Source organism: Haloglomus irregulare (genome assembly GCF_007421925.1).
Lineage (GTDB): Archaea > Halobacteriota > Halobacteria > Halobacteriales > Haloarculaceae > Haloglomus > Haloglomus irregulare.
Map to the genome: position 1 here is coordinate 1 of NZ_QMDX01000015.1, position 22,242 is coordinate 22,242.

The window sequence follows — 22,242 nt, forward strand, 5'->3', positions numbered from 1 at the left end:
CTGTTGGATTCATCCCACGAGTAAACTCGTGGGCGTTCTCCTTGATTATGTGTAATCCCTTCGGGGTACTCCGGTAGGTGGACGCCGTCGTAGAGTTCGACTGTATCGAATAGTCCCATTGTTGTCCTCCATTGCGGGACCAGGAGTCGAACCTGGACCTCGGGGATATGAGCCCCGTGGACTGCCATTACCCTATCCCGCAGCACCACAATTGGGAACCCACTCATGGGCATCTCTCAGTTCTCCACAGCTGTCCGCCCCTCAGTCTCGTCGGCTGGAAGTGAGAGGTCTCGGACTGTTGGAGAATGCTCCAGCCCGGATTCGAACCGGGGGCTCGGCCGTGAGAGGGCCGTGAGTTTGGCCGCTACTCCACTGGAGCGGGGTGGCCTCGTCTGGAACGGATCGTCCGCCAGTGGATGGATGGCGGTCACCTCGTTCCGTGGAAGTATGCGCCGTCCTCGGTGACACAGATTTCCACGCTTCCAATCGTGTCGATAGACGTTGTTTCACCGAGCGGGACGTGACGGAACGCTTCCTCCTCGCAGGCGGGGCAGACATTCGTTGTCATGACGCCGCGACCCGGATTCGAACCGGGAGACCGATAGCAGACGGCCACGGCGTAGCAGGCCGCTGGGTTCCCCACTACCCAGTCGCGGCACAGTGAGCCGACGCGGATTCGAACCTCGGTCCTGTGCGCCCAAGGCACAGATCGTCGTCCGCTGGACCATCGGCTCACGGGACTGCCGAGCGTTCGGCAGCTGATTATCTATCTGTACGACTTTCCAACTGCGCAACCGCGACCGAGTAGTCGTGGTTGCGCGTCTCATCGCGGGGGCGTACTTCGGGTGTTCCCGGGAATACCACACCGGCTCATGTAGGTTGCAGACCCTGCTGGGCCCAGCATCGTGGGAACGATCCAGCTGATCGCACCAACGGGCTGCCTACCTCGATGGGTATCCCCACGTGGCCACGCCACGCATCCACGCCGTCGGAACGCAGTTCCGACGAGCACCCGGTCGGCTTCGCCTCCCGGGTACGCCGACGCCGGGATTTGAACCCGGATCACGGCCGTGACAGGGCCGTATGCTCGCCGGATTACACCACGTCGGCATGTCGCCCCGGCCGGAATCGAACCGGCGACCTCCGGATTCAAAGTCCGGCGTCCCTCGCCAGCGGAGACTCCGGGGCTCGACGTAGCCGCAGCTCTCGCTGCGGAGCTGTTGGCTAACGACTTCCGTACGCTCAGCGCGGACGAAGTCCGCTCGCTCCTGTATCGAACGAACGGAAACCAATCAGCCGCGAGCCTGGCACCCCGCACTCGCATCAGGCTGTGTCCTGAGCGAGTACTGGGCACAGGCAGGCGGCAATCCCGTGTTCCCCGACCCGTGACGGGTAGTCCGTATGGGGGCCGAGTTATGCGGGTGAGAGTGTCCGGCCGTCGCCGGATTGCGTCGAACTCTCGTATTCGAAGTCGGCGTGGATCCGGCGGTTTGCGCCCGGGCTCTTCGCACGCTGATCTTGTAGGCACTCGCCGAACACGGGACCCGCGGCTAAGCGAGAACGAGCACGCCGCGGGGTGAGGCGAGTGATGATCATCGTGTTGAACTCTCTCGATTTGAGGGGTGTATCGGACGTCAGCCTGGAATATCGTGGCAATTGTATTAAAATTAGTCAGGGTGTGTTACCCACAGGCACGGCAGTCACATTTCAAGATGCGGTTGCACACGATTTATTTCTCCAATATCGGCTCTCGTCGGTAGCTGGACGCTGGCCGATGATCGCGTTGGACCCACAGAAACTATTTACACCAACCTGCTCTCTGTGGCGATAGATGAGTGGCCGATCGTTGGTTCGGTTCTAGCCGAGAGCCCAGTCACACGGCGTGACTGACGGTTCTCGGTTAGATACCAATGACCGAGAATACCGACTCAAACGAATCTCAGAAGCCAGGGAGTGCAAACAGCAGGTGTTCCAACCACACCGAACAGCGATCATCCTCCGGATGCCAGTGCAGTGGTGCTTCCCCGCCGTGCGATGCATGTGACACCACCCAGTACGACAAACTCCACGAAGTCTCCCTTGGTGAGCGGGCGTATGATGTGTGTGGAGATTGCCTCCAGCTCCTCGTTGACGACGTCGAGGAGTACCACTGGTGGGATCGCCTGACTGAAGCGCACTACAATCGCGCTGCGGAGTTTCTCCGCTCCCTCGATGCAGTCTGGTGCGTGAAGGATCAGGCGTACGCTGGCGGGGAACTGTGGGTCCACACGCCCTATTGCGATGCTGCCGTCGTCAGAGATGTGTGTGACCACTTTGGCTTTCAGATTCGCTGGTTTAGCTGATTGTAGGCGGTATGCTCCCTTCCTCAAGAAGCAACGCAGGCCGAAGGCCGAGTAGCGCGGTAGGGAGGGGATATACCGCCGTCATCATCTATCATACGCCTGCTTGTTGCTGGCCCACAGGCCCACGAACCGATACGCTTATGTTGAAACATTGTTTAATCGTTGGTGATGGATAGACACGAAATCGAAGGCCACGAAGTCATCAACGGCGAGGTGAAAGCCACCGGCAACGGCGCACACGTCCTCGTTCCCAAAGACTGGCGTGGCGCAGACGTGAAGATTGTCCGAACATCAGAACCAACCGAGTAACCGATGCACTATGCCTACAGGTTCCGGCTCAAGCCAACCACCGAACAGCGTGAGCTGTTGGATTACCACCGGGACACCTGTAGGCAACTCTACAACCACGCGCTCAGAGAATTTAACGAGATTCCTGAGTCTGCGGGAACACTCAACCAACGAGTGCGACAGGTCCGCGACCAACTCACCGATCTTAAAGAGTGGTGGGACGAGTTGAACGACCTGTATTCGACGGTTGCTCAGGCCGCTATCATGCGGATCGAAGACAGTATTACGGCACTCGGTGAGCTAAAAGAGAAAGGCTACGACGTCGGGAGTCTCAACTGGAAGGCACCACGCGACTTCCGCAGTTTCACGTATGTTCAGTCTGGCTTCGAGTTCGACAAGAAGAACGGTCAGACTGTCCTCTCACTGTCGAAACTCGCGGATATCCCGATTGAGCGTCATCGGGACATCCCAGATGAGGAGACTGTCAAGGAAGTCACGCTCAAGAAAGAACCCACTGGAGAGTGGTATGCCTCCTTCGCCGTTGACGACAAGAATGAACCGCCCAAACCGTCGCTGGAAGATGTTGACGCCGGCGAGATGGTTGGCATCGACGTGGGGATTCTGAAGTATGCCCACGACACTGACGGCACAGCAGTTGGTTCACTCGACCTCTCGGACGAACGTGACAGACTCGAACGGGAGCAACGGAACCTCTCCCGGAAAGAGCATGGGTCGAACAACTGGGAGAAACAACGGCAGACGGTCGCAGAGTGTCACCAACAAATCAAGCGCAAGCGGCGTGACTTCCTGCATAAACTGTCGAACTACTATGCTCGTGAATACGACTTGGTGGCTGTCGAAGACCTGGACGTGAAAAGAATGCTGGAATCACCGGGCAACAGCCGCAACACGGCGTCGGCGGCGTGGAACACCTTCACCGATCTGCTTGCATACAAGTGCAAACGCGAAGGCACGCACTTCGTGGAGGTTGAACCCGAAGGAACCACCAAAGAGTGCGCTGTGTGTGGTGTCGAAACCGACAAACCGCTGTGGGTGCGTGAGCACTCCTGTCCTGCCTGTGGCTTCGAGGCGGACAGGGACGCAAACGCGGCGTGGAATATTCTTTCTCGCGGACGCAACGATCTAGGAGTGGGTCACTCCGAAGAAACGCCTGTGGAGACTGCGCTCCCTGTGGACACTGCGGTTGTGTCTGCAAAGCGCGTCGTCGAACCAGGAAGCCCCTGCCTCAAGGAGCCGCCGGAGGCGGCGAGTAGGCAGGGGTAGTTCACCGTTGTATACCCCGTTGACGATGGCTTCGAGTGCGTCTCAGAGCATGGGCCCTGTATCGAGATCAACCTCACGTTTACAGCCCAGCGTTCGGATCCACTCCCGATTGAATACGACATTCAGAATGACGTGACGTACCACGAGATCGAGTGGCTCGATGAGTATCGGCGCCTGTTCACGTCTCCTCTCGAGTAGTTCGACTCGCAGATCGAATTGTCTCTCCGAAATACGTTTGTGCAAACGCCTCACCATTTGACGACCCACATTGAGCGTCCGGCATCTGTATTCCACTCTCACCGATATAGTTATAAACACATCGGTGAAATTGGAATATATGAGAGAAGCGGAGCTACGGGTAATCGACTGTTTGCGGGATCAGTCCTACTCTGTTGGCGAATTAGCCGATGCCATCGATAAAAGTCAGAGCTGGACGTCGGAGGTCGTTGGCGACCTCGAAAACGCCCATCTTGTAGACCGAACTGACGGCGTCCAACTGGCTCCCACATACGAAGCATCACTGCTTGCCGAGCTCCTCGACCGCTACGCACTCGAGAACGTGCTGATAGGGACGAAAGAGGACATTTTGGGTGCGCTGCTCGACGGTCCGAAGACGATCTCGGAGTTACAAACACAGGGGTTCGCCAAGTCCACGCTCTACAAGCATTTGAACGAGATCCAGGAGACGGGTGCGATCGCACACACGGACGACGGGTATGCTATCACCGATGACACGCTTCGGTCGTTCCTCGAAGCGAGAACCCGAACGACACCGTTCGAAACCGAATATCGCGCGAACGGCGACCGACTGGTCGCAACGAGCAAGGACACCGTCGATGGGACGCCGACTGCGTTCTCGGCGTTCACTCGCTACGGTGTTGACTATCACCCAGCGAAGACCTACGTCTATCAAGATGATCGGTCGCTGGGACTCGAGGAGGTTCTGATCCATGCGGTGACCGTCGCTGAGAACAAGAAACAGATGGCGATGGCTGGTGTATTCTATCTGACCCACCGCGCGAGCCTCGACGCCAGCGACCTGTGGCGGCTCGCAAACAGGTGGGAGTGCGTCGAGAAATGGGCAGATCTCTTTGCATACATCGACCAGCGGGAGGTCCACCACGATGAGCTCTTTCTCCCGTGGGAGGAATTCATCGATCTCGCGAACGATTATGGGGTCTATCCGCGCGGCCAACATCCGGAAGATAGCCTTCGACGGGGGCTCGAAGAGCTTGGCGACCACCTGGAGACGCCTGTCGACGTGTATCTTCTCGGAGGCGGCAACCTCATTCTGCGTGGGTTGAAAGATTCGACGAAAGACGTCGACATCGTCGTTGAGGACGGACAGACGTTCTTTGCAATCGCCGAAGCGCTTCAGGACCTGGGATACGAGGAGCGTAGTGACTTGGAAGCGGCATACAACCAGCTTGATCCCAGTATTGTGCTGGAGAAGGAAGGGTTTCCGCGCTGGGATATTTTCGTGGAGGCGGTCGCCGGCCAGCTCCAGTTGACGCCGGCGATGATCGAGCGGTGCGACCAATCATTCGAGTACGGCGATCTTCACGTACATCTGCTCTCGCTGACCGATATCTTCGTGTTCAAATCGATTACGGAACGCGAAGGCGATCTCGAAGATGCCGCACTGATCGCCAGACAAGCCGACCTCGACTGGGAGAGCATCTTCCGAGAGATCAAGACCCAGGAAGATCGCACTGGCCAATTCTTCTCGTTTGCTGTGCTCGATACGCTCGATGTCCTCGACGAGCGACACGATATTGTCGCGCCAATCACGGACCGGCTCGTCTCATACTGTCTCGAGAACGCGCTACTCGTCTCGTTGGACGCCCCGAAAACAATCGAAGACCTCCGAGAAGAGCTAGATTTCCCCGACCACCAGATCTACAACAAACTCCGGAAGCTCGAAGAGGAAGGACAGATCATCGTCGATCGTAGCGGTCGGCTCAATACGTACCAGCGAGCTGAATCAACTGACCGGTAACGCTACACCAAGATTAAACTCGATGGGTGGATCGACGACATATAGACCTGAAGGAGACCGTCGATTATCTCGCCGAAGAACTCGATCTGGAGCGGAGCGACTCCGTCCGTGAAGTCGGTCAGTCCGTGACTGATCTCCGGGGCTAACGACAGACTATCTCTCCTTCTCCTCTGACAATCACTTTTGAGCTACCCACCGCTAAAGCGGTGGGATTCAGCGTGGACTCCCGCTCTGGCCGACACGTCGGCAGGTGATTCATACTCACCGTTCACGTTCAGCGTCCCGCTGTTCAAGCGCACGCCCAAGGGTGCGCCTTCGTCGCCCCCGGTTTGGTTGCGACGAAGATACCGCAAGCTAATGTTCTTCGCAGCGTTGTAATCAGCGTGGTTTTCGTAGCCACACTTCTGACAGTCGAAGGCTTCACCCTCACGGTTATCGGGGTGGGTGAACCCACAGGTTGAACACCGACGACTGGTGTTTTCCGGGTCAACCTGTTCCACTATGATACCGTACTCTACAGCTTTGTATTCGACGTATTCGTACAGGCGGTTGAACGCCCACTTGTGCCCCCACGACGCACCAGTACGCTCACGAATATCGGTCAAGTCTTCAAACGCAATCACCGAACAGCCGTGGTCGCGGGCTTCAGCCACCAACTCGTTCGCTATCCGGTGAAGCGTCATTTTGAAGCGATCTTCCTCTTTGCGTCCGACCGATTGGATGTTCTCGTGTGCCCAGCGTGTTCCGCACGCTTGCAAGTCGCCACGCCGGTTCTCGTACTCCCGCCGCCAATGGTCAAACTCGTCGCCAGTCCAGAATGTGCCTGTCGAAGCCACAGCGAGGTTGTTCACGCCGAGGTCAACGCCAATAGTTCTTTTCGGCGTACCCTTGCCGAACGCCCAGTTCGCGAGCGAGAATCCGGAGCCGGTCCTGACTGATCATCGCGATCAGGACTCCGTCGGCTCCAGCGTGGCTGGCTCGACGTTGATTCGGAGGCGATACGTACTGTCGGTCGATCCGGTGTCGGGCCGCGTGGGGTCCAACAGGGAGTACCCACTCGTGAACGACGCAACGAGTTCCTTGCGGGCGGGGAGGTCGATGCCGAGCTGGTCGGCGAGGTAGACGATCCGCTTGGTCGCCGCCCCGTTGTCGAGGCGTTCGAGGTACTCGCCGACCGTGTCCCAGTCGCACCCCCGTTCGTCGGCGGTGCGCATCGCGGTCGCAAGTTTCCGAAGACCACCACAGAACTCGGGGTGGTCCGCACAGTCGACCAGCGTCTTCTCCAGGTCGCTGACCTGAACGGTCGTACCCTCGATGGATGTCGGCTCAACGCCGAAGAACTTCCGCTCGGTGACGGTCGTGACGCGGTACGGGACACCGTGGATCTCTCGGCTTTGCGCTCGGGTCGGCGTGACGACGTACACCGTCCGGGGAACCTGTTCGGTCAGCCCGTGGTGGCTGAGGGCGCTGTAGTAGCCGATGTACATCGGCTCGGCGACGTGGGCGGCGATGAGGTACTCGTGGGTGGTGTACACGGCTTCCTCGCCGGCTGTGAGTGGAATAATGAGATACGTGCCGGGGAAGAGCCGGTCGAGCCAGCCCTTCTCGGTGAGCCGGGAGGCGATCTCGCGGGCGGTGTTTGGGGGGACCTCCAGCGTCGTCTCGATGTCGTCGACGGAGATGATCTGGTGACCCGCGCCAGCGAGTCGTGCAAGGAGTCGACTTTCTCGAGTCGAGAGCCCCTGGCGTATATTTTGCGTTTGTTCTATGACACCCATACCTGCGTTTCTTACATAGAGTATAAACATGGGCCTGCTTTAACCTTGCGACTGCCGCGGACGGCGGAGACGAGAAGACTTAACCAACAAAATCGGGGTATAGAACCGTGCGTTGGTTAAGAATTTAAGCGCTGTCTTCGACTACGTCGATGAGCTCTTCTGCTGTGGAACTGATCCGGTCGAGACGGTCGCGAACGACCTCGGGATCGTCCGACTCCCACGCAGCGAGGTAGAACGCCGACCCACTGGTGTTCAACCCACAGTAGCGCCCGACGACGTATGCGACGGCTTCGGCCTCGACTTCGCGTTTCGCCCGCTCGGTGTCGTCGTCGACGTCGAAGTGGAGCAGGGCGTGTGCGAACTCGTGAATCAGCGTCCGGGCGAGATCGGCATCGTTCTCCCGGTCGCGAACCTCGACGAGCGGCTGGATGTCGACGAGGCTCAGCTGCTCACAGATGCCTTTCGCCTCGCCGTGGGTCCACTCCGCTTCCGGAACGATCCGCACCGTCACGCCAAGCTCGTCGGCGGCACCGGTCAGCCGAGCAACGAGGTCGCCGGCGTCCCCGGTCGCTTCCGTGTCGAGGTCGGGAAGTGGTTCCCCTTCGGTCTGGGAGACGTCGAACACCGGTGCCGGCTTGAATCCGACGAGGCCCTCGGACCACTCTTCAGGCGACGTCTCGTCGTACTCACAGCGGTAACAGCGCGGAAGCCCACCGGCGTTTAGCCGTGGGAGGAAGCGCGTACGCTCCGCGAAGCAACCCACCGATGACAGCATTGCCGACTCCCGAATGCTATATAAAAACATTAATAAAGTGTAGTCCTTGTAGTGACATACATGGCGTGGGAGGTAACTCGAACGGTACGGGTTCGCCTCGACGTGCCCGACGACCGCAAGAGTGACCTCCACGCCACTAACAAGAAATTTCAGTACTGTGCCAACCGCACCGCAGAGTGGGCGTGGCGCTACCCAGACGAAGACTGTGTGACCAGCAAGAGCGAAGCTGAAAACGCCATTTACGACGACCTTCGGGAAGAAACAGACTACTTGCACGCCAATCTCGTGCAGAAAGCTATCAAACGCGCCACCGACGACATCGACAACTGCGTAGACAGACTGGCTGACGGCGAGACCACAAGCAAACCCCACTACGATACGTTCAGCATCGTCTACGACAAACGCGCCGCCACCTACTACCGCGACAAGGTGAGTCTCGCTACCGTCAACGGCAGAGTCGAGTGCGAGTACGACCTGCCCGACAACCCCGAAGGCACTCCACACGGCGAGTACCTGCTGAACGAGGATTACTCGTTTGCGACCAGTACCGTCCACTACGATAGCGACGCCGACGAATTCTACCTGCACGCAGCGATGGAACGGGAACTCGACGGTGCCAGTCCTGAGAAAGCCGAGGATTCGAGAGTCCTTGGCGTGGACTGTAACGTTGACGACCACATCGCCGTGACTTCAACGGGCAGGTTCGTCGGCAACGCCGACTACCTCAACCACCACCGCCGCGAGTTCGAAAAGCGGCGTGCCAGCCTCCAACAGACGGGCACGCGAAGCGCTCACCTGACCTATCAGCGCATCGGTGACAGGTTCGGCCGCTGGAGCGAGGACTACCTGCATCGGTGTTCGAAAGACCTCGTTGCAGAGGCCGAACGCCACGGCTGTACGCACATTGCCTTCGAGGATTTAGAGCAGATTCGAGAGCGCATCAGCGATGGCAAGAAGTTCCAGCAGTGGGCATTCCGCGAACTGCAAGCACAAGTCGCGTACAAAGCTGACGAATGCGGCATCGTGGTCGAAACAGTCGACCCGTCCTACACCAGCCAACAATGCTCGAAATGTGGCTGTACGCTCGAAGAAAACCGCGACGGGCAACACTTCGCCTGCTTGGACTGTTCTTATACTGCGAACGCAGATTACAACGCAGCGAAGAACGTGGCCCGAAAACTGGCGGTGCAACTCCAGCGGGGGCAGAAGTCCCCCGCTGGAGGGGCGTTCTGTCAGTACGCCCTGAAGTCGGGGGTGATGACCGTGAACGCGACTGGCGTGGCGTCCGACACTCCTGTGTCGGCAGAACGGGAGTCCACCGACAAGCCAACGGCTTCAGCCGTTGGTAGCTGACAGTCGCTGTCCTCGTGGTAGCTCGGCGAGTTCTCGCACTCCGGACACTGTGTGGTGATGATCGGGGCCCAGATCCAGATGGCCGACTCCCCCTCCTTTATGTGCCGGTCGAACTCCTCCTGCCACGTCCGGTAGCCCGCAACCCGGCTCGCCTCGGGACACTGCCGCTTGATGAGGAGCGTGTTTCGATACGAGTAGTCGTGGAAACGACTCTGGACATCGAGCCACTCTTGGAACTCTTCGCTGGCCTGCGCGTCGTCGACGCCGGCGACGAGGTCGTCGATCCACTGTTCGATGGTACTGTTCATCTCGTCTGATCGCGTGTCGGTCTGGTCGAAGGAGACCGACGAGTCTCTGGTCGTAGACATCGTGATCACCGAATCGAGTTCACGGCGACTGCGTCTGTTCAGACCGCGCCGCACCCCTCAGGGGCGTACAAAAAACCGAGTCTGTCGGTTAGCGGAGTTCGTGGCGTTCGTCAGCGAAACCGACCGTAACGAGGTACTCGAGGAACTCGTCGAACCGATCCACGTTGCTGGGCGCGTCGGTCGCGAGGTGACGGGTCCACTCGATGGCCCACTGGAAGGCAGGATCCGTGCCGCCCTTACCGTGGATGTACCACCATCGGGCCGCTTTCAGGACGACCAGCGGATTCGTCGGCGGCTGCTCACCGGCGAGCCCACGGGTGATGGATTCGATTTCGTCAGGGACGTCGGCGGGATCGACCTCCGCTGATTGCGTGTTGGCGATATCGACTGGAATGTCGTCGATCGAGACATCTCTCGAAGACTGTTGTTGACTCACGGGAATCACCTGACTGCGAGGACTTCTACTGAAGCCCTCACCCTCTCAGGGGGGCGAAAAACAACCCACAATCGGTACGTGGTGTCTCAGCGGCCGATGGTGCCCTGGCGCGTAATCGGCGCGTCGGGCTTGATGCTGAACGCGACGATGGTGGCGTCCTCGGTTGCAGTGACGGCCACGTCGTCGTCGCCGGTCACGAGTGCGCTCTCGGTGAACCCGATGGAGTTCTCGCCGACCTCGACGGCCCCGTCGAAGACGTACAGGTAGGTGTGCCCCCCCGGCCGTGAAGGGAGCGTGGTCGTGGTACCGGCGGCGAGTCGGCAGTCGTAGAAGTCGACGTCATTCCGAACGGACAGCGGGGCGTCGGTGCCCTCAGGACCGAACAGGTGCCGCCACTCGCCGGCGATCGGGTCGGCGATCGGCTCGTGCTGGATGCCCGGTTCGAGGTCGAGGCTGTGCGGGCGCACGAAGATCTGGAGCATCCGCAGCGGCGGATCGTCCGCGAGGGTCTCCTCGGAATGCCAGAAGCCGCTGCCGGCGTTCATCACCATCAGATGGTCGGAATCGGTGACAAGTTCGTTGCCCTGGCGGTCGTCGTGGCGCATCACGCCTTCGGGCACCCACGAGATGATCTCCTCGTTTCGGTGCTGGTGCATTCGGATCAGGGTTCCGGGGTCCATGAACGACTCCACGACGGTGGCCAGCGGGCCGTAGCCGTGATCGTCGTGGTCGGGGACGGCGCGACCGGGGAAATTGAAGTGGATACGGAACTTGCCCTGGTTCTGCGAAATGTCCGTTCGCGGCGCCGTGTAGATGCGAGATCGGGTCTGTCCGGAAGGTGACTCGTCCATTGCCCTGTGTAGTCGCTCACCCGCCAAATGGGTTCTGCGCTCCGACTCCTGTCTTCACGCTGAGTAGATGGGTCGCGTCCCTCATGCCGGCGGCAAGTAGACACTCTGTTCGCCGGCGATCTCCTCGAGATTGTTCCGGAAACGGTGGCTGAAGTAGCACTCGTAGCTGCAGTATCCACAGATTACACCGGTATCGTATTCGGCGACGTACGGGCCGCGGCGAGTTCGCCAGACGTTCGTCCCGCACTCGGTACAGGCGGCGTCCTCGAGATCAGCAGGACTCGGCCCCTCATACTCGACGTTGAGCCCTTCGTCTGGGGGTGTCGTTTCGGGCCAGACACCGTGGGCTTCCCAGAACTCGCGGATGCGGGCGAGACTGTGGCGCACGGTCTTCCGGACGGTAACGTGGTCGGCGTCGCGACCGCTGTCGTCCCAGCCGTCGGCCGTCCAGAACTCACCGAACTGTGCGCCACGATGCAGCCCGTTCCAGTCGACGCCGACGATGTCGGCTGGCGGCTCATCGGTAAGTGTCGGTCAGGTCAACTGTCGAATGGCGTCGAGCTGCTTGGGCGGACTCCCGCCGAGAATGTGGACGCGCCGCCCTCTCCAATCGGCTGGGTCGGAGAACTCGTGGGCCAGGCGGTCGGCGTATCCCCGTGAATATCCGAGGACGAGGGTCTCGGGGATCGCGTCGATCACCGCCCGCGACTTCGGAACGACGATGAGCTCGGCCTCGGGGTAGCTCGCTTGGATCTCGCGAGCAGCAGCGACGTGGGCGTCGACGTCGTCGATCTCGTCGACGTCCCCGATGACCCCGACCCCTGGTTCGTACTCGAAGAAGCGGTCGACGAATCTATCCAGATCGGGATTTCGGAAATCGTTGTCGAGCATCCCGACGGGGAGGCTGAGGTTCTGATACTGCGTTTCTTGATACCCACAGTCCTCCCGAAAGCCGGGGAGGAAGCCGAGGTCGAAAGCCTCCAGCGCGAACGGAAGTCTGTGAAGAAAGCCTACAAACTCAACCTGACGAGCAGCGCTAATCTTACTGGCAGTGCTACTACTGTTGCTCTCGAGGATGGACATGAATACGACCTCGCGGGGGCAGCACCCCGCACCCTTCGAGGGGTGACCGACAAACTCCGCATTAACCAACAATAGGAACGACGGTATGCCCGTGTTGGTTAAGGACTCAGTTCTCGGCGGCGTCTTGGAGTTCAGTTGCCTTGCGGTCGAGTCGCTTTAGGATCGGTGTCCGATTCTGGTGAGCGTTCTCGTAGGCGACGCACTCCCGGAGCGTCTCCATATCGTTGATCGTCGCGATACCAGCTGTGATGAGTCGCGTATTCGGGGGTTCGAGCCGTTGTTCTGGCGAAAGCTCGCTTGCGTCTGTTGTTTGACCGTTCGGATTGCTCACTAATGATCGCCTCCGCCACTACTGAGGCGATAAAAACAGCCCTCTCCGTTACCCGTCTTCTTCCTCGGGCTGGATCTGGCGAGTGTCCTCAGCGAGGTCGTGGATGTACGCTCTGAGGATTTCCATGTCCTCGCGGGCGTCTTCGAGGGTCTTGCCTTTCGCTTTCGCGACGATTTTGTCCTGATCACGGGTGCCAGTTCCGCGAGTAAGCTTCACGGTGAGGGAGACGCCGACGTCACTACGTTCGACGTACTCCGTTCGTGACGGCTGCTCACTGGATCCGGTCGGTTCGTCATTCGAACGAGATGGCTGGGTCTGTTCTGACATGGGTTGCTCTCAGTGATTGGTGTTTAGATGGTCGATGCGACGGGCTTGTCAGGCGTTTGGTGAAGAACTGCGTCGATGTCACTGCTGGTGAGGCGCCAGCATCCGTTGGGACCTGTACATTCGAGCTGGCTCACGACCTCGGTTTTGAACTCTTGGTAGTGATCGAGGGCGAACGCCTCGTCGCCCGTGTAATCGAGCAGAAGGGCGAGTGCGAGTTGGGCCGGCCCGCTGCCACAATATCCCCATTCGAATCCCGAAGGACTGTGATTCGCCAGCTCAAGACTCCGCTCTGGCGTGAGTTGTTCTTGATCCGGTTGCTTCTCGACGATGGCGCGGCCTCGACGGCGGTAACCGACGTAGATGACGTCGGGATCTGCCGAAGTCCGTGACTGTACGTGTGAGCGTGGGTCGCTGATTCCACTCATAGGTTGGTTCGCGGGAGGCTCGTTCGATCACCCCCGCACCCCTCTCGGGGGTTCAAAAACAGGACGTAGTTGCGTTCGGCAACGTATTTGACAGTTGCAACGTACTGTCCAGGTATATCGGAATGGCTGTACTGGACGACCTCTCGGGATTCGAGTTCGAGGATCTGATGGAGGATGTGTTCCGCAACCTCGGCTACGAGAACGTCCGCCAAGCTGAGAAGACGGCCGACGAAGGGCGGGACGTCATCATGGAGGAGGTCGTCGACGGGACTCGGAGAGCGATTGTCGTCGAGTGTAAGCACACGGGAAACGTCGGCCGGCCGGTCGTCCAGAAGCTCCATTCGGCCATCGCGACGTTCGACTTCGACGGCCCCAAACGCGGAATGGTCGTCACGACCGGCCGGTTCACGAACCCTGCCCAGGAGTACGCCGAGCGCCTGCAGCAGAACGATGATCCACATCCGATCGAACTGCTGGACGGTGAAGACCTCCGGGAGATCGCAGACGAGATCGGACTTGACCTCTACAACGGTCGGATCGAGATCCTCTGTGACGAGACGCTTCGACCGTACGACCCTGCGGCTGATGTCGTCGCGCCCGTTCAGGAGGCGTTCCGCGATATCGAGAATATTGAGACGGCCGACCTTCCAACGCCGTACTCGCAGGTGACGTTTCGTCCGGTTGTTGCGATCACCGCCGACACGAACGCCGTCTTCGAGACCTCTGTTGGCGTCATCCACCGCATCAATGATCGGACGCGATTCGTCGTCCATGCCGACCGCGGTCATCCGCGGGTCGCCGACAACGATGTTTCGACGCTGGTTACTGAGAACTTTCACGCGACAGTTGACCTCGATATCGAACGATTTGCAGAGACCTTCGACGACGTCGACGAACGACGCTACGGGCAGACCCAGACCGAGTACAAGGACTGGGCCGTCGACCGACTGCAAGATCACCACACGACGACGGTGACCTACACCGGCGACAACAACGTCACGTACAACAAGACCTGCGAGCCGAACCGCTCGGATATCTCCATCCAGTCGATCGAACCAGTCTATCTCCCCGAGGTTCGGCACACGGCCGACCTGGGCGAGTACACCTACCCCTATGAGTACTACGCGGCGGGGCCCTCGCGGGTCACTACGGAGGACGGCATCCACCGGTGTGTCCACTGTGAGACCAGCGGCACCGACGAGACGTACACCTATTGTCCCAACTGCGGGGCGCTCGCTTGCGACAGCCACATCAAAACCGAACGGCTCGAGCAGGAGCCGGTCTGTACGGGCTGTGCGGTCACCGAGCGATTCGCGCTAAGGACGAAGTACTTCTACGACGAACAGAACCTCGAGGTGTTCCGCGAGGAGTACGCCGCTATGCCGCTTCACGAGAAGGCGATGGAGAACAAGCTCCTCGCTGGTGGTGGGGTGGTCGCAACGTTACTGATAGTTGTCGGCCTTCTCGCGATTAGCGGGCTCGTCTAACCCGTCGCGATATTCTTAATCCACCCCGTACTGCTCTTTGAGCGCCATATACTCGGATTCGCTCGGAATGATGACGGGTAGGTCATCTGTGTCGTCAAAATCCCCGTGTAATGGCCGATATAGCGCCTCCACAGTAGACTTTAGATCGTACAACTGTGCGACCGCTGTGAGAGTTTCCCGGTCGATATCCAGCGTCTCGATCAACAGCATCGAATAACTCACCCGCCGAGTTCCGCTATCGACGCGGAGCGTATGGCACACAATTTCGGCTGGGATGAGCTCTTCGTCCGGGGCGTACCAAAACGGAGGCTCACCAGCAAGGAAAAACTGGAGTCCGTACTCTGCATAGCGAGCCAGTCCGGTCATCTCCCAGTCCAATGCTGCTTGTAACGCCTCCGTATCCGCGGAGGTCTGTACACGAACGAGTGCGCGCTTCGGATCGCACCACACAATCGTTGCGCTCGGAGCGATCTCCCGTACCCGTGAGCGGTGTTCGTGCTGAACGATGGTACGAGCGAACGCCAGCAGCGGCGAGAGTTCCTCCCGAAGCGCGTATTCGGGGTCGGATCTGGAGAGCATCCCCCGATACTTGAGCGGTGATAACGCACTGTGAACGCCCTGTCGAGTAATCCCGAGTCTATCTGCGATCTCGGCGACGTGTCGTGGTCTATCGAGATACCAGCACACGCGAAGGGTAGCTGGAGAAAGTACCCCTGTCCAGTCAACGTGGCTGAACTCAGCCCTTAGCGTTCGATAGGCTTCGGTGACCGGATGTTCCGCGGCGCGGACCCGCCGCTGGTTGTGTGAGCCACGGGCCTCAGCGAGTATCCCTCCTTCCAGCAACTCGTTGAGCACCTCGTAGAGATGCGCTCGTGAATATCCGGTCTCAGTCGCGAGTTCCGCCGGTGTCGCTTCACGGCCGGTACTCAGCGCGTCAAGCACGGCGAGTCCGGCCTTCGAAATCATCTGAGTCTTTCTTAATCCCAACTATATAAATACGATTTGGGATTTTACTTGACGATTGCTTCGTCTCGGACCAGTTCTGCGAGCGCGTCCTCGAGCGGTCCGTGGAATTGCCAGCTGGCCCGCTCGAAGGCCTCGTCGGCCGGGCCGTCCCAGCGGGGGAATGCTGAATGGCCACTCACCTTGACCGTCCACTCTGTCGGCTCGTCGAATGCGTTCGTCGTCGGGAGTTCCACGACGTAGAGGTATTCCTCGTCGCCGTGGATGCCGTCAGCGGGATTCTCGACGCCGTGGCCCAGCAGGAACAGCGGCTGGTCGAGATGCTCCATGTTGGACGGCTCAAGGAGATCCGCTGGCTGAGCCGCGTCGATCGTTCGCTCTGGGTCGCCATCCAGATAGAGGTCGACCGTCGAGAGCTTGTCGAGGAACACGAAGGTCGCCGCCGTGTAGCCCGGTCCCCGCTCTGCGCGGGTCGCATCGAGAAGCTCTTTCAGCTGAGCGAGATCCCGGAGGACGCTCCCGGGGTACCCGTCCGAATGCCGGTACACCTGCGCGACGCGGTCGGCGCTGCCATCTGTCTCACCGGTCTGTTCGACTCGTTGGACGAATCGGAGTTGGCTCCGTGTCGACATCGGTACTCGCCGGCGCGTGTGCGCCGGCACCCATCGCCGGCGCTGAAACAACACCACACAGTCGTAGCGGGATTGCTATCCACTACGCGAGATGTGACACTTCGTCCGGTTCCTCCATGTCGTCGAATTCACCACGCTCGACCGGCTCCCAATCCTCCCCAGGTGCTGGACTCCACCAGTCGACCTTGTAGGCACCTGGTGCGCCGAGAATCTTCACCCGTGCCGATTCGTCAGGGAGGTCGCGTCGAAGCTTCTCGTCGACGTGAAGGTTCCACGTCGAGTCGGTGTCGAAGCACGCGAGCACAGCCTCCACGTAGCCACGGTCTTCTCGGGACTCTCGGAGGACGACCTGCGTGTTACAGTAATGCGAGGTGAAAGCCCACGGCTTTAGCTGTGGGATGAAGTCAACAACAGGGAACCAATCCATGCTCGAACGCCGGCGTGGATTTCCCACCGCCTAGATCGCGTCATCACCCTCCATTCGCCGCGCTCCCTGCAACAGCAGCCCTTTCCACGTCAGCCCGTGCTTCTTCTTGATTTGCTTCAGCTCCTCGTACTGCGCGTCGTCTTCGATCTCGATGTAGACCGTATGTGGATCACCCATATTGAACCAGTAGTAAAACAAGGTTTATAATGGTTCGGAAGCTACACACTGGTACGGCGATGAAGCGCGTCGACGAGTTCGAGGTACGCCCGCGCACGCCCGAACAGCGCGAGGCACTCCTCAACCTCCTCGATGCGTCAGCCGCACTCTGGAACGAACTCACCTACAATCGCTGCCAAGCCTTCTTTAACGGGGACTCGGTCTGGCACGCCACCAACCCCAGCGACCGCTACAAGGACGTACTGGGGAGTGCAACAGTCCAGCAAATCCCCCGCAAGAACAGCGAAGCGTGGCGGTCGTTCTTCGCCCTCAACGAAAAATACCACGGGGCGACCGAGAGGATAAACCCAGCCCACCCGGGTACTGGGGCAACGAGGAAGATGGCCGAGAACTGCGGACGTACATCCGTAATGACCAGTACACCCTCCAGTGGGGCAACCGAAGCCGCCTCGAAATTCCCGTCGGGAAGGCGTTGAAGGACAAGTACGGCATCACCGGCCGCCTCCGCCTCGAAGCCTGCGGCGACCCGAAGTGGGACGGGGAACAGGGCCGGTTGGAACTGGTGTACGACGAGACACGCGACACGTTCAGGGCACTCCAACCCGTCACCGTGCCTGATTCTCGGCGGGACTCACCACTGGCCTCCAGGGAGGCCGCCTTGGACGTGGGCGCGAACAACCTCGCCGCCTGCACCACTACAACTGGCCAGCAGTTCCTCTACAAGGGGCGTAGTCTCTTCGAGCGATTCCGGGGGATGACTGAGGAGATCGCCCACTACCAGTCCCAACTGGACGATCAGCGGCGGACGAGCACGCGCATCGACCGTCTGTACCGACAGCGGACCGAGCGCCGAAATCACGCGCAGGACGCATTAGTGCGCGATCTCGTCGAACGACTGTACGAAGACGGTGTCTGCCGGGTGTACGTCGGCGATCTAGAGGATGTACTGGAGACGCACTGGCAGTGCGTGGTGAACGAGAAGACGCACAATTTCTGGGCGTTCTCACGGTTCACCGACCGCCTCGAGTGCGTGTGCGAGGAGTACGGCATCGAGGTCGTCGAGAGGTCAGAGTCGTGGACGACACAAGAGTGTCCGGAGTGCGGCGAGCGCGAGGAGACGCACCGGAACGGAGACGTGTTCCGATGTGCCTCGTGTGGTTTCGAGGGGCACAGCGATTTGAAGGCGAGCAGGGTGTTCCTCGACCGTGAGACCGGTGGTGAAGTTGGGCCGATGGCCCGGCCCGTGCGCCTCGAGTGGGACAATCACGAGTGGCGGCCAGCCACAACCGCCCCGTTCCTTAGACGGACAAATCCCAAAGAGGATCGCACAGACCGGAGTACCCATCGTGAGGTGGGGAAAATTGCCTCCGGGGGACCGGCATAGCCGAAATCCCCACCGGAGGAATCCCAACCCTTCAGGAGTGGGAGGAGGTCAAAGTTCTTGCAGAACACTCCCTCGAAGGGAATGTGGGTGAACACTTCCTGCCCGCAGACGGGGCACCAGAGGAACTCGAACAGTGCCTCGCTGTGTCGGTCGAGTACTTCGAGACTCATTGTTGGACCGACCCGGTTCGACCGGGTCACTCTCTCCGCCCCGGCCGAAAAACACCCTGCGTGTGTACGTTCTCAGCGTTCAGGGCCGTAGACGATGCGCGAGGGGGCTTCGTACCCACAGTCCGGACAGTCGTACCAGCGCTGTACCTTCGCTCCATCAGCTGTCTTCTCACCGACGAGAACGTCGTCGTTCGGACACTCCGGACAGCTCAGTTCGGGCGCTGGCCGCTCCCGAAGTGCATCTCGGAACGTCGTCGCCTCCTTCGTCTCGAAGCCTCGCGACCAGACCGGGTAGCCGTCGACGAGGATCGCCCCGCGCCACTTGTACCGGTATGAGTCCGGCGTCCGGTGTAGGACGGCGCGTGCTCCGGTCTCGGTGTTCCGATACGCGAGTGTTGGTGTACGACTCTCCCGGGACCAATTGGTGATTCTGGGCATTGCCAGTCAGAAGTGAACGTCTGCGGGGACGATCCAGAGCGTCTGGCTGTCCTCGTCTTCCTCGAGGACTCGCTCGAGCTGATCCCGATGTCGAATCCCCTGTGCGTGCTGGTCGTACATCGGGATCGAGGGCCCTTCGTACGCGCCGACCTGGTGGAACGCATGTCGGGCGAGGCCCTCGTCGCGCATGATCGCCTCGTCGCTGAGCTCGTCGAGCGCCTCCTTCACGCGGTCGAGACTCCGCTGGAACTCTTCCTTTGTGGCGTTCCAGGCTCGATCGAGCAGTTCACCGCCCTCCTCTGAGTTGATGGGTGCTGCCGTCGGCAGATCTCCCCAGCGGGCCTTCCCGGCGACCGTCGTGTCGTCCTCGTCAAAGGTACAGTAGTAATCGAAGACGGCCCGTGAATGCGGCTCCGCGCCGACTAACCGATCGAATACCGCCTTCCCCGCAGCTAACGCTTCGTCCTCTGTCGATGCCTCTACCAGTGCATAGATGACAATATGCATCTGCATCACTCCGACGCTCGTCGGCACGGATACCGACGCGCGCCACCCTCTCGCCGGCGCGAATAGACACTTATCGGAGCGAACAGTAGTTCAAGATGCCCTACACGACGTGGGTTTATATTCACATTTTGGGATCAAATCCGCCCGATCCAGAATACGACTCCCCCTTAGTGAGGCATAACTTAATCAGTATCTGTCAGAAAGGCAGTGCTGAATACACAGCGCGAGTCGGTCACAGTGGGATCTTAATTTCCGTCAAAGCCCACCGAATTTCTTATGCCGCATAACCAGCGCCATCTCCGACCGGCGACACCGATTCCAGAATACATATGAGCGATTGTTCATATACTCATCTATGGCCTCTCAGACGGAGCGACTCGAACGGCTCCTCGGTACCCAGCTCGGCAGGTGTTGCCAATCCGATGTCGATGACAGACTCGCAACGCTCAACGGGTATCAGGAATCCATCCCAGCCGACCTGAGTTCGGATTTGAACGCGCTGAAGGTCCTCAGTACTGAGACTCGCCACAGGATCGTCCGGCTCCTCGCCGCTGCAGAACGGGACCTCTGCGTCTGTGAGTTCAAGCCGTTGTTAGATGTCAGCGACAGCGCAATCAGCCACGCCCTTTCCGACCTCCGCGAGGCAGGCCTCGTCACTCGACGTAAGGATGGCCAATGGCGGTACTACGGAGCCACACCGCGCGCAGAGGCAATTCTCGACGCCCTTGACCGGACGCGAGGCGATGGCGAATGACCCTCCGGGTCGCGTTCATGTGCGTACAGAATGCTGGGCGCTCCCAGATGGCGACCGTGTTCGCCGAACAGGAGCGAACCGAACGAGGACTCACCGAGGCTGTGGAGATTCTCACCGGAGAACCCATCCTGCCAATCACGTCCACGACGAAGTCATCACGGTGATGAGCGAGGCGGAGTTCGACCTCTCGGGGCGGACGCCACGAACAATCTCGACGTCGGAACTGGAGTCCTGCGATATCGTCTGCACGATGGGCTGTTCGACGCTGGACCTCGATGCCGACGCATCGTCGGTAGATGTCCGAGACTGGGCGCTAGACGATCCCGACGGGCAGCCCATCGAACGTGTCCGCGAAATCCGCGAGACTGTCCGCCAGCAGGTTCGTACCCTGTTCGACGAAATCGAACAGGGGGTGGGCGACAGTGCGTAACTCGCCAGAGCAGAACGCCGCCCTCCGTTGGATGTCGAACAGTAGACCAATTCGCTCCCATCTGCCGTGGGGTGGCGGCACGTAACGATGGCATTCGCTGAACTCTGGAGCCTTGAGATGCTGGTGGCGGCGTTCGCGGGCGGGGCATTCAGCGCCACCGTCGGCGCTCTCCCGTCGTTTTCGCTCGCTGGGCTGATGGTCATCGTCGGAGAGTTGTACAAACTCGGCGCCCGAACCGTCGGCGTCGAGACCCTTCCTGTAGACATTACGGGCTCAATGGCTTTCGGCGTCGTTTTAGGTCCACATGTTGCGTTCGGCGGCGGAGCGGCGGCGCTCGCCTACGCAAGCAAGCGAGGGTATCTCGACACCGAGTTCGAGTATCATCAGGCGAAGGAGGTGACACGGGGCCTTGGGAGTCGGCCAGATGTTCTTGCAGTTGGAGGCGCTTTCGGTATCATCGGGTACTGGACTGCGACGACTGCAGCTACCGTCGGCGTGCCTGTCGACCCAGTGGCGCTCGGCGTTGCCGTATCAGCACTCGCACACCGGCTCGCGTTCGGATACAGCCTCATCGGCGCGGCACCGAACCGGTGGTTCGACATGACACCCTACGAACGAGCGACGACCGACGGGGAACCGATGGCCGACGGAGGTAGCACCACCGTCGAACCATGGTTGCCCTACCAGTACCGGTGGAGTCACGTACTAAGCCTGGGCGTTCTCGTCGGGGTTCTGGGGGCATACGTCGCGTATCTGACCGCCAGCGCATTCCTCGTGTTCGGCATCAGCGTGGTCGTGTTGTTCCTGCTGAACGCTGACGTGGCAGAGATCCCGGTTACACACGACATCACGCTACCCGCCAGTACGGCGGTCCTGGCACTCGTAGATGCACCACTGACCCAGTTGACCCCGTCGCTCGTCGCAACTTCCGTGCCCCTCTGGATTGCGCTGGTAGTTGGGGCGGGATTCGGGCTGGTCGGGGCGTTCTTCGGCGAGGTTCTTCAGCGGGTGTTCTACGCTCATGCAGAGACACATCTGGACCCGCCGGCGGCGAGTATCATCGTGACCTCGCTTCTGATCGGTCTCTTGGCGATGAGCGGCCTTCTCGCGTCCCCGGTGTGGGTGCCAACACCAGGATAAGAAACCACCATTCTCCAACGTACCAAACCACTAATAATGGGGTTGATGACATCTCTGCATCGGTCAAACCGCTAGTGACAGCAGTTGCCAGTC

21 protein-coding genes, 6 tRNA genes and 7 pseudogenes are annotated in these 22,242 nt (G+C 59.8%); 9 read left to right on the plus strand and 25 right to left on the minus strand.

Features of this window, described 5'->3' with window-relative positions; genetic code table 11:
* Positions 1–131: 131 nt before the first annotated feature.
* The 8 genes from DP107_RS16485 to DP107_RS20280 all read right to left on the minus strand — a co-directional run bounded on the left by DP107_RS16485 (position 132) and on the right by DP107_RS20280 (position 2,150).
* Positions 132–202, minus strand: a tRNA-Met gene (locus DP107_RS16485).
* A gap of 104 nt (positions 203–306) precedes the next feature.
* A tRNA-Glu gene (locus DP107_RS16490) sits at positions 307–379 on the minus strand.
* A 48-nt stretch (positions 380–427) separates the two neighbouring features.
* Positions 428–568: a hypothetical protein gene (locus DP107_RS20275; RefSeq protein WP_157969412.1), complete on the minus strand. Its 141-nt coding sequence runs from the start codon at positions 566–568 to the stop codon at positions 428–430.
* 2 nt (positions 569–570) lie between these two features.
* Positions 571–657: transfer RNA gene (locus tag DP107_RS16495), tRNA-Ser, on the minus strand.
* Positions 658–661: 4 nt separating this feature from the next.
* Positions 662–734, minus strand: a tRNA-Pro gene (locus DP107_RS16500).
* A 302-nt stretch (positions 735–1,036) separates the two neighbouring features.
* Positions 1,037–1,110, minus strand: a tRNA-Asp gene (locus tag DP107_RS16505).
* Positions 1,111–1,113: 3 nt separating this feature from the next.
* Positions 1,114–1,189: transfer RNA gene (locus DP107_RS16510), tRNA-Gln, on the minus strand.
* Positions 1,190–1,991: 802 nt separating this feature from the next.
* On the minus strand, positions 1,992–2,150 hold the full coding sequence (locus tag DP107_RS20280; protein ID WP_185977361.1) for a hypothetical protein: 159 nt from the start codon (positions 2,148–2,150) through the stop codon (positions 1,992–1,994).
* A 360-nt stretch (positions 2,151–2,510) separates the two neighbouring features.
* Between DP107_RS20280 and DP107_RS16515 the strand changes: the two genes are divergently transcribed.
* The 3 genes from DP107_RS16515 to DP107_RS16525 all read left to right on the plus strand — a co-directional run bounded on the left by DP107_RS16515 (position 2,511) and on the right by DP107_RS16525 (position 5,913).
* Positions 2,511–2,651, plus strand: a complete 141-nt coding sequence (locus DP107_RS16515; protein ID WP_144263233.1) for a DUF2080 family transposase-associated protein — start codon at positions 2,511–2,513, stop codon at positions 2,649–2,651.
* A 3-nt stretch (positions 2,652–2,654) separates the two neighbouring features.
* Positions 2,655–3,914: an RNA-guided endonuclease InsQ/TnpB family protein gene (locus DP107_RS16520; protein WP_144263234.1), complete on the plus strand. Its 1,260-nt coding sequence runs from the start codon at positions 2,655–2,657 to the stop codon at positions 3,912–3,914.
* 337 nt (positions 3,915–4,251) lie between these two features.
* Complete coding sequence (locus tag DP107_RS16525) at positions 4,252–5,913, plus strand: transcriptional regulator (RefSeq protein ID WP_144263235.1); 1,662 nt, start codon at positions 4,252–4,254, stop codon at positions 5,911–5,913.
* A gap of 188 nt (positions 5,914–6,101) precedes the next feature.
* Here DP107_RS16525 and DP107_RS16530 read toward each other — a convergent pair.
* From DP107_RS16530 to DP107_RS16540, 3 genes and pseudogenes are all read right to left on the minus strand, one after another.
* A pseudogene (locus DP107_RS16530) lies at positions 6,102–6,782 on the minus strand (RNA-guided endonuclease InsQ/TnpB family protein); the annotation flags it as partial.
* 78 nt (positions 6,783–6,860) lie between these two features.
* Positions 6,861–7,691, minus strand: a complete 831-nt coding sequence (locus DP107_RS16535) for a type IV toxin-antitoxin system AbiEi family antitoxin domain-containing protein (protein ID WP_144263236.1) — start codon at positions 7,689–7,691, stop codon at positions 6,861–6,863.
* Positions 7,692–7,815: 124 nt separating this feature from the next.
* Positions 7,816–8,382: pseudogene (locus DP107_RS16540) on the minus strand (DUF955 domain-containing protein); the annotation flags it as partial.
* Between the two features lie 144 nt (positions 8,383–8,526).
* On the opposite strand from DP107_RS16540, the gene DP107_RS16545 reads away from it, so the two are divergent.
* Positions 8,527–9,819 (plus strand): RNA-guided endonuclease InsQ/TnpB family protein, encoded by a 1,293-nt coding sequence (locus DP107_RS16545; RefSeq protein WP_144263237.1) that lies wholly within the window; start codon positions 8,527–8,529, stop codon positions 9,817–9,819.
* On the opposite strand, the pseudogene DP107_RS16550 reads toward DP107_RS16545, so the two are convergent.
* The 7 genes and pseudogenes from DP107_RS16550 to DP107_RS16580 form a co-directional block, all read right to left on the minus strand.
* Positions 9,816–10,187 (minus strand): annotated as a pseudogene (locus DP107_RS16550) (ArdC-like ssDNA-binding domain-containing protein); the annotation flags it as partial. The gene DP107_RS16545 and the pseudogene DP107_RS16550 overlap by 4 nt on opposite strands.
* Positions 10,188–10,275: 88 nt before the next feature.
* Positions 10,276–10,623 (minus strand): hypothetical protein, encoded by a 348-nt coding sequence (locus DP107_RS16555; RefSeq protein ID WP_144263238.1) that lies wholly within the window; start codon positions 10,621–10,623, stop codon positions 10,276–10,278.
* Positions 10,624–10,709: 86 nt separating this feature from the next.
* Positions 10,710–11,474 (minus strand): pirin family protein, encoded by a 765-nt coding sequence (locus DP107_RS16560; RefSeq protein ID WP_144263239.1) that lies wholly within the window; start codon positions 11,472–11,474, stop codon positions 10,710–10,712.
* An 81-nt stretch (positions 11,475–11,555) separates the two neighbouring features.
* Positions 11,556–12,557: pseudogene (locus DP107_RS16565) on the minus strand (DUF6610 family protein).
* A gap of 106 nt (positions 12,558–12,663) precedes the next feature.
* Positions 12,664–12,888, minus strand: a complete 225-nt coding sequence (locus DP107_RS16570) for a hypothetical protein (RefSeq protein WP_144263240.1) — start codon at positions 12,886–12,888, stop codon at positions 12,664–12,666.
* A 48-nt stretch (positions 12,889–12,936) separates the two neighbouring features.
* A complete protein-coding gene (locus DP107_RS16575; protein WP_144263241.1) occupies positions 12,937–13,215 on the minus strand; it encodes a DUF7389 domain-containing protein in 279 nt (92 codons plus the stop codon).
* 23 nt (positions 13,216–13,238) lie between these two features.
* A complete protein-coding gene (locus DP107_RS16580; RefSeq protein WP_144263242.1) occupies positions 13,239–13,640 on the minus strand; it encodes a DUF6166 domain-containing protein in 402 nt (133 codons plus the stop codon).
* Positions 13,641–13,762: 122 nt separating this feature from the next.
* Between DP107_RS16580 and DP107_RS16585 the strand changes: the two genes are divergently transcribed.
* A complete protein-coding gene (locus tag DP107_RS16585; protein WP_144263243.1) occupies positions 13,763–15,127 on the plus strand; it encodes a restriction endonuclease in 1,365 nt (454 codons plus the stop codon).
* Between the two features lie 15 nt (positions 15,128–15,142).
* Here DP107_RS16585 and DP107_RS16590 read toward each other — a convergent pair whose 3' ends face one another.
* The 4 genes from DP107_RS16590 to DP107_RS20285 form a co-directional block, all read right to left on the minus strand.
* Positions 15,143–16,093 (minus strand): helix-turn-helix domain-containing protein, encoded by a 951-nt coding sequence (locus tag DP107_RS16590; protein ID WP_144263244.1) that lies wholly within the window; start codon positions 16,091–16,093, stop codon positions 15,143–15,145.
* Positions 16,094–16,137: 44 nt separating this feature from the next.
* Complete coding sequence (locus DP107_RS16595; RefSeq protein WP_144263245.1) at positions 16,138–16,722, minus strand: hypothetical protein; 585 nt, start codon at positions 16,720–16,722, stop codon at positions 16,138–16,140.
* Between the two features lie 82 nt (positions 16,723–16,804).
* Positions 16,805–17,149, minus strand: a complete 345-nt coding sequence (locus DP107_RS16600) for a DUF7567 family protein (RefSeq protein WP_338072738.1) — start codon at positions 17,147–17,149, stop codon at positions 16,805–16,807.
* A gap of 30 nt (positions 17,150–17,179) precedes the next feature.
* Complete coding sequence (locus DP107_RS20285) at positions 17,180–17,326, minus strand: hypothetical protein (protein ID WP_185977362.1); 147 nt, start codon at positions 17,324–17,326, stop codon at positions 17,180–17,182.
* Positions 17,327–17,385: 59 nt separating this feature from the next.
* Here DP107_RS20285 and DP107_RS16605 point away from each other — a divergent pair.
* Positions 17,386–18,710, plus strand: a pseudogene (locus DP107_RS16605) (RNA-guided endonuclease InsQ/TnpB family protein).
* A gap of 53 nt (positions 18,711–18,763) precedes the next feature.
* Here DP107_RS16605 and DP107_RS21705 read toward each other — a convergent pair.
* The 3 genes and pseudogenes from DP107_RS21705 to DP107_RS16615 form a co-directional block, all read right to left on the minus strand.
* Positions 18,764–18,880: pseudogene (locus DP107_RS21705) on the minus strand (DUF7567 family protein); the annotation flags it as partial.
* Positions 18,881–18,952: 72 nt separating this feature from the next.
* Positions 18,953–19,318, minus strand: coding sequence for a DUF7568 family protein (locus tag DP107_RS16610; protein WP_144263246.1), 366 nt, complete (start codon positions 19,316–19,318; stop codon positions 18,953–18,955).
* Positions 19,319–19,324: 6 nt separating this feature from the next.
* On the minus strand, positions 19,325–19,825 hold the full coding sequence (locus tag DP107_RS16615; RefSeq protein WP_144263278.1) for a hypothetical protein: 501 nt from the start codon (positions 19,823–19,825) through the stop codon (positions 19,325–19,327).
* Between the two features lie 355 nt (positions 19,826–20,180).
* Here DP107_RS16615 and DP107_RS16620 point away from each other — a divergent pair, with 355 nt between their 5' ends.
* From DP107_RS16620 to DP107_RS16630, 3 genes and pseudogenes are all read left to right on the plus strand, one after another.
* On the plus strand, positions 20,181–20,579 hold the full coding sequence (locus tag DP107_RS16620) for an ArsR/SmtB family transcription factor (protein WP_144263247.1): 399 nt from the start codon (positions 20,181–20,183) through the stop codon (positions 20,577–20,579).
* Positions 20,576–21,009: pseudogene (locus DP107_RS16625) on the plus strand (low molecular weight phosphatase family protein). The gene DP107_RS16620 and the pseudogene DP107_RS16625 overlap by 4 nt, the downstream one beginning before the upstream one ends.
* A gap of 87 nt (positions 21,010–21,096) precedes the next feature.
* Positions 21,097–22,149 carry a hypothetical protein gene (locus tag DP107_RS16630; RefSeq protein ID WP_144263248.1) on the plus strand — a complete coding sequence of 351 codons (1,053 nt, stop codon included), beginning with the start codon at positions 21,097–21,099 and terminating at the stop codon, positions 22,147–22,149.
* Positions 22,150–22,242 lie beyond the last annotated feature (93 nt).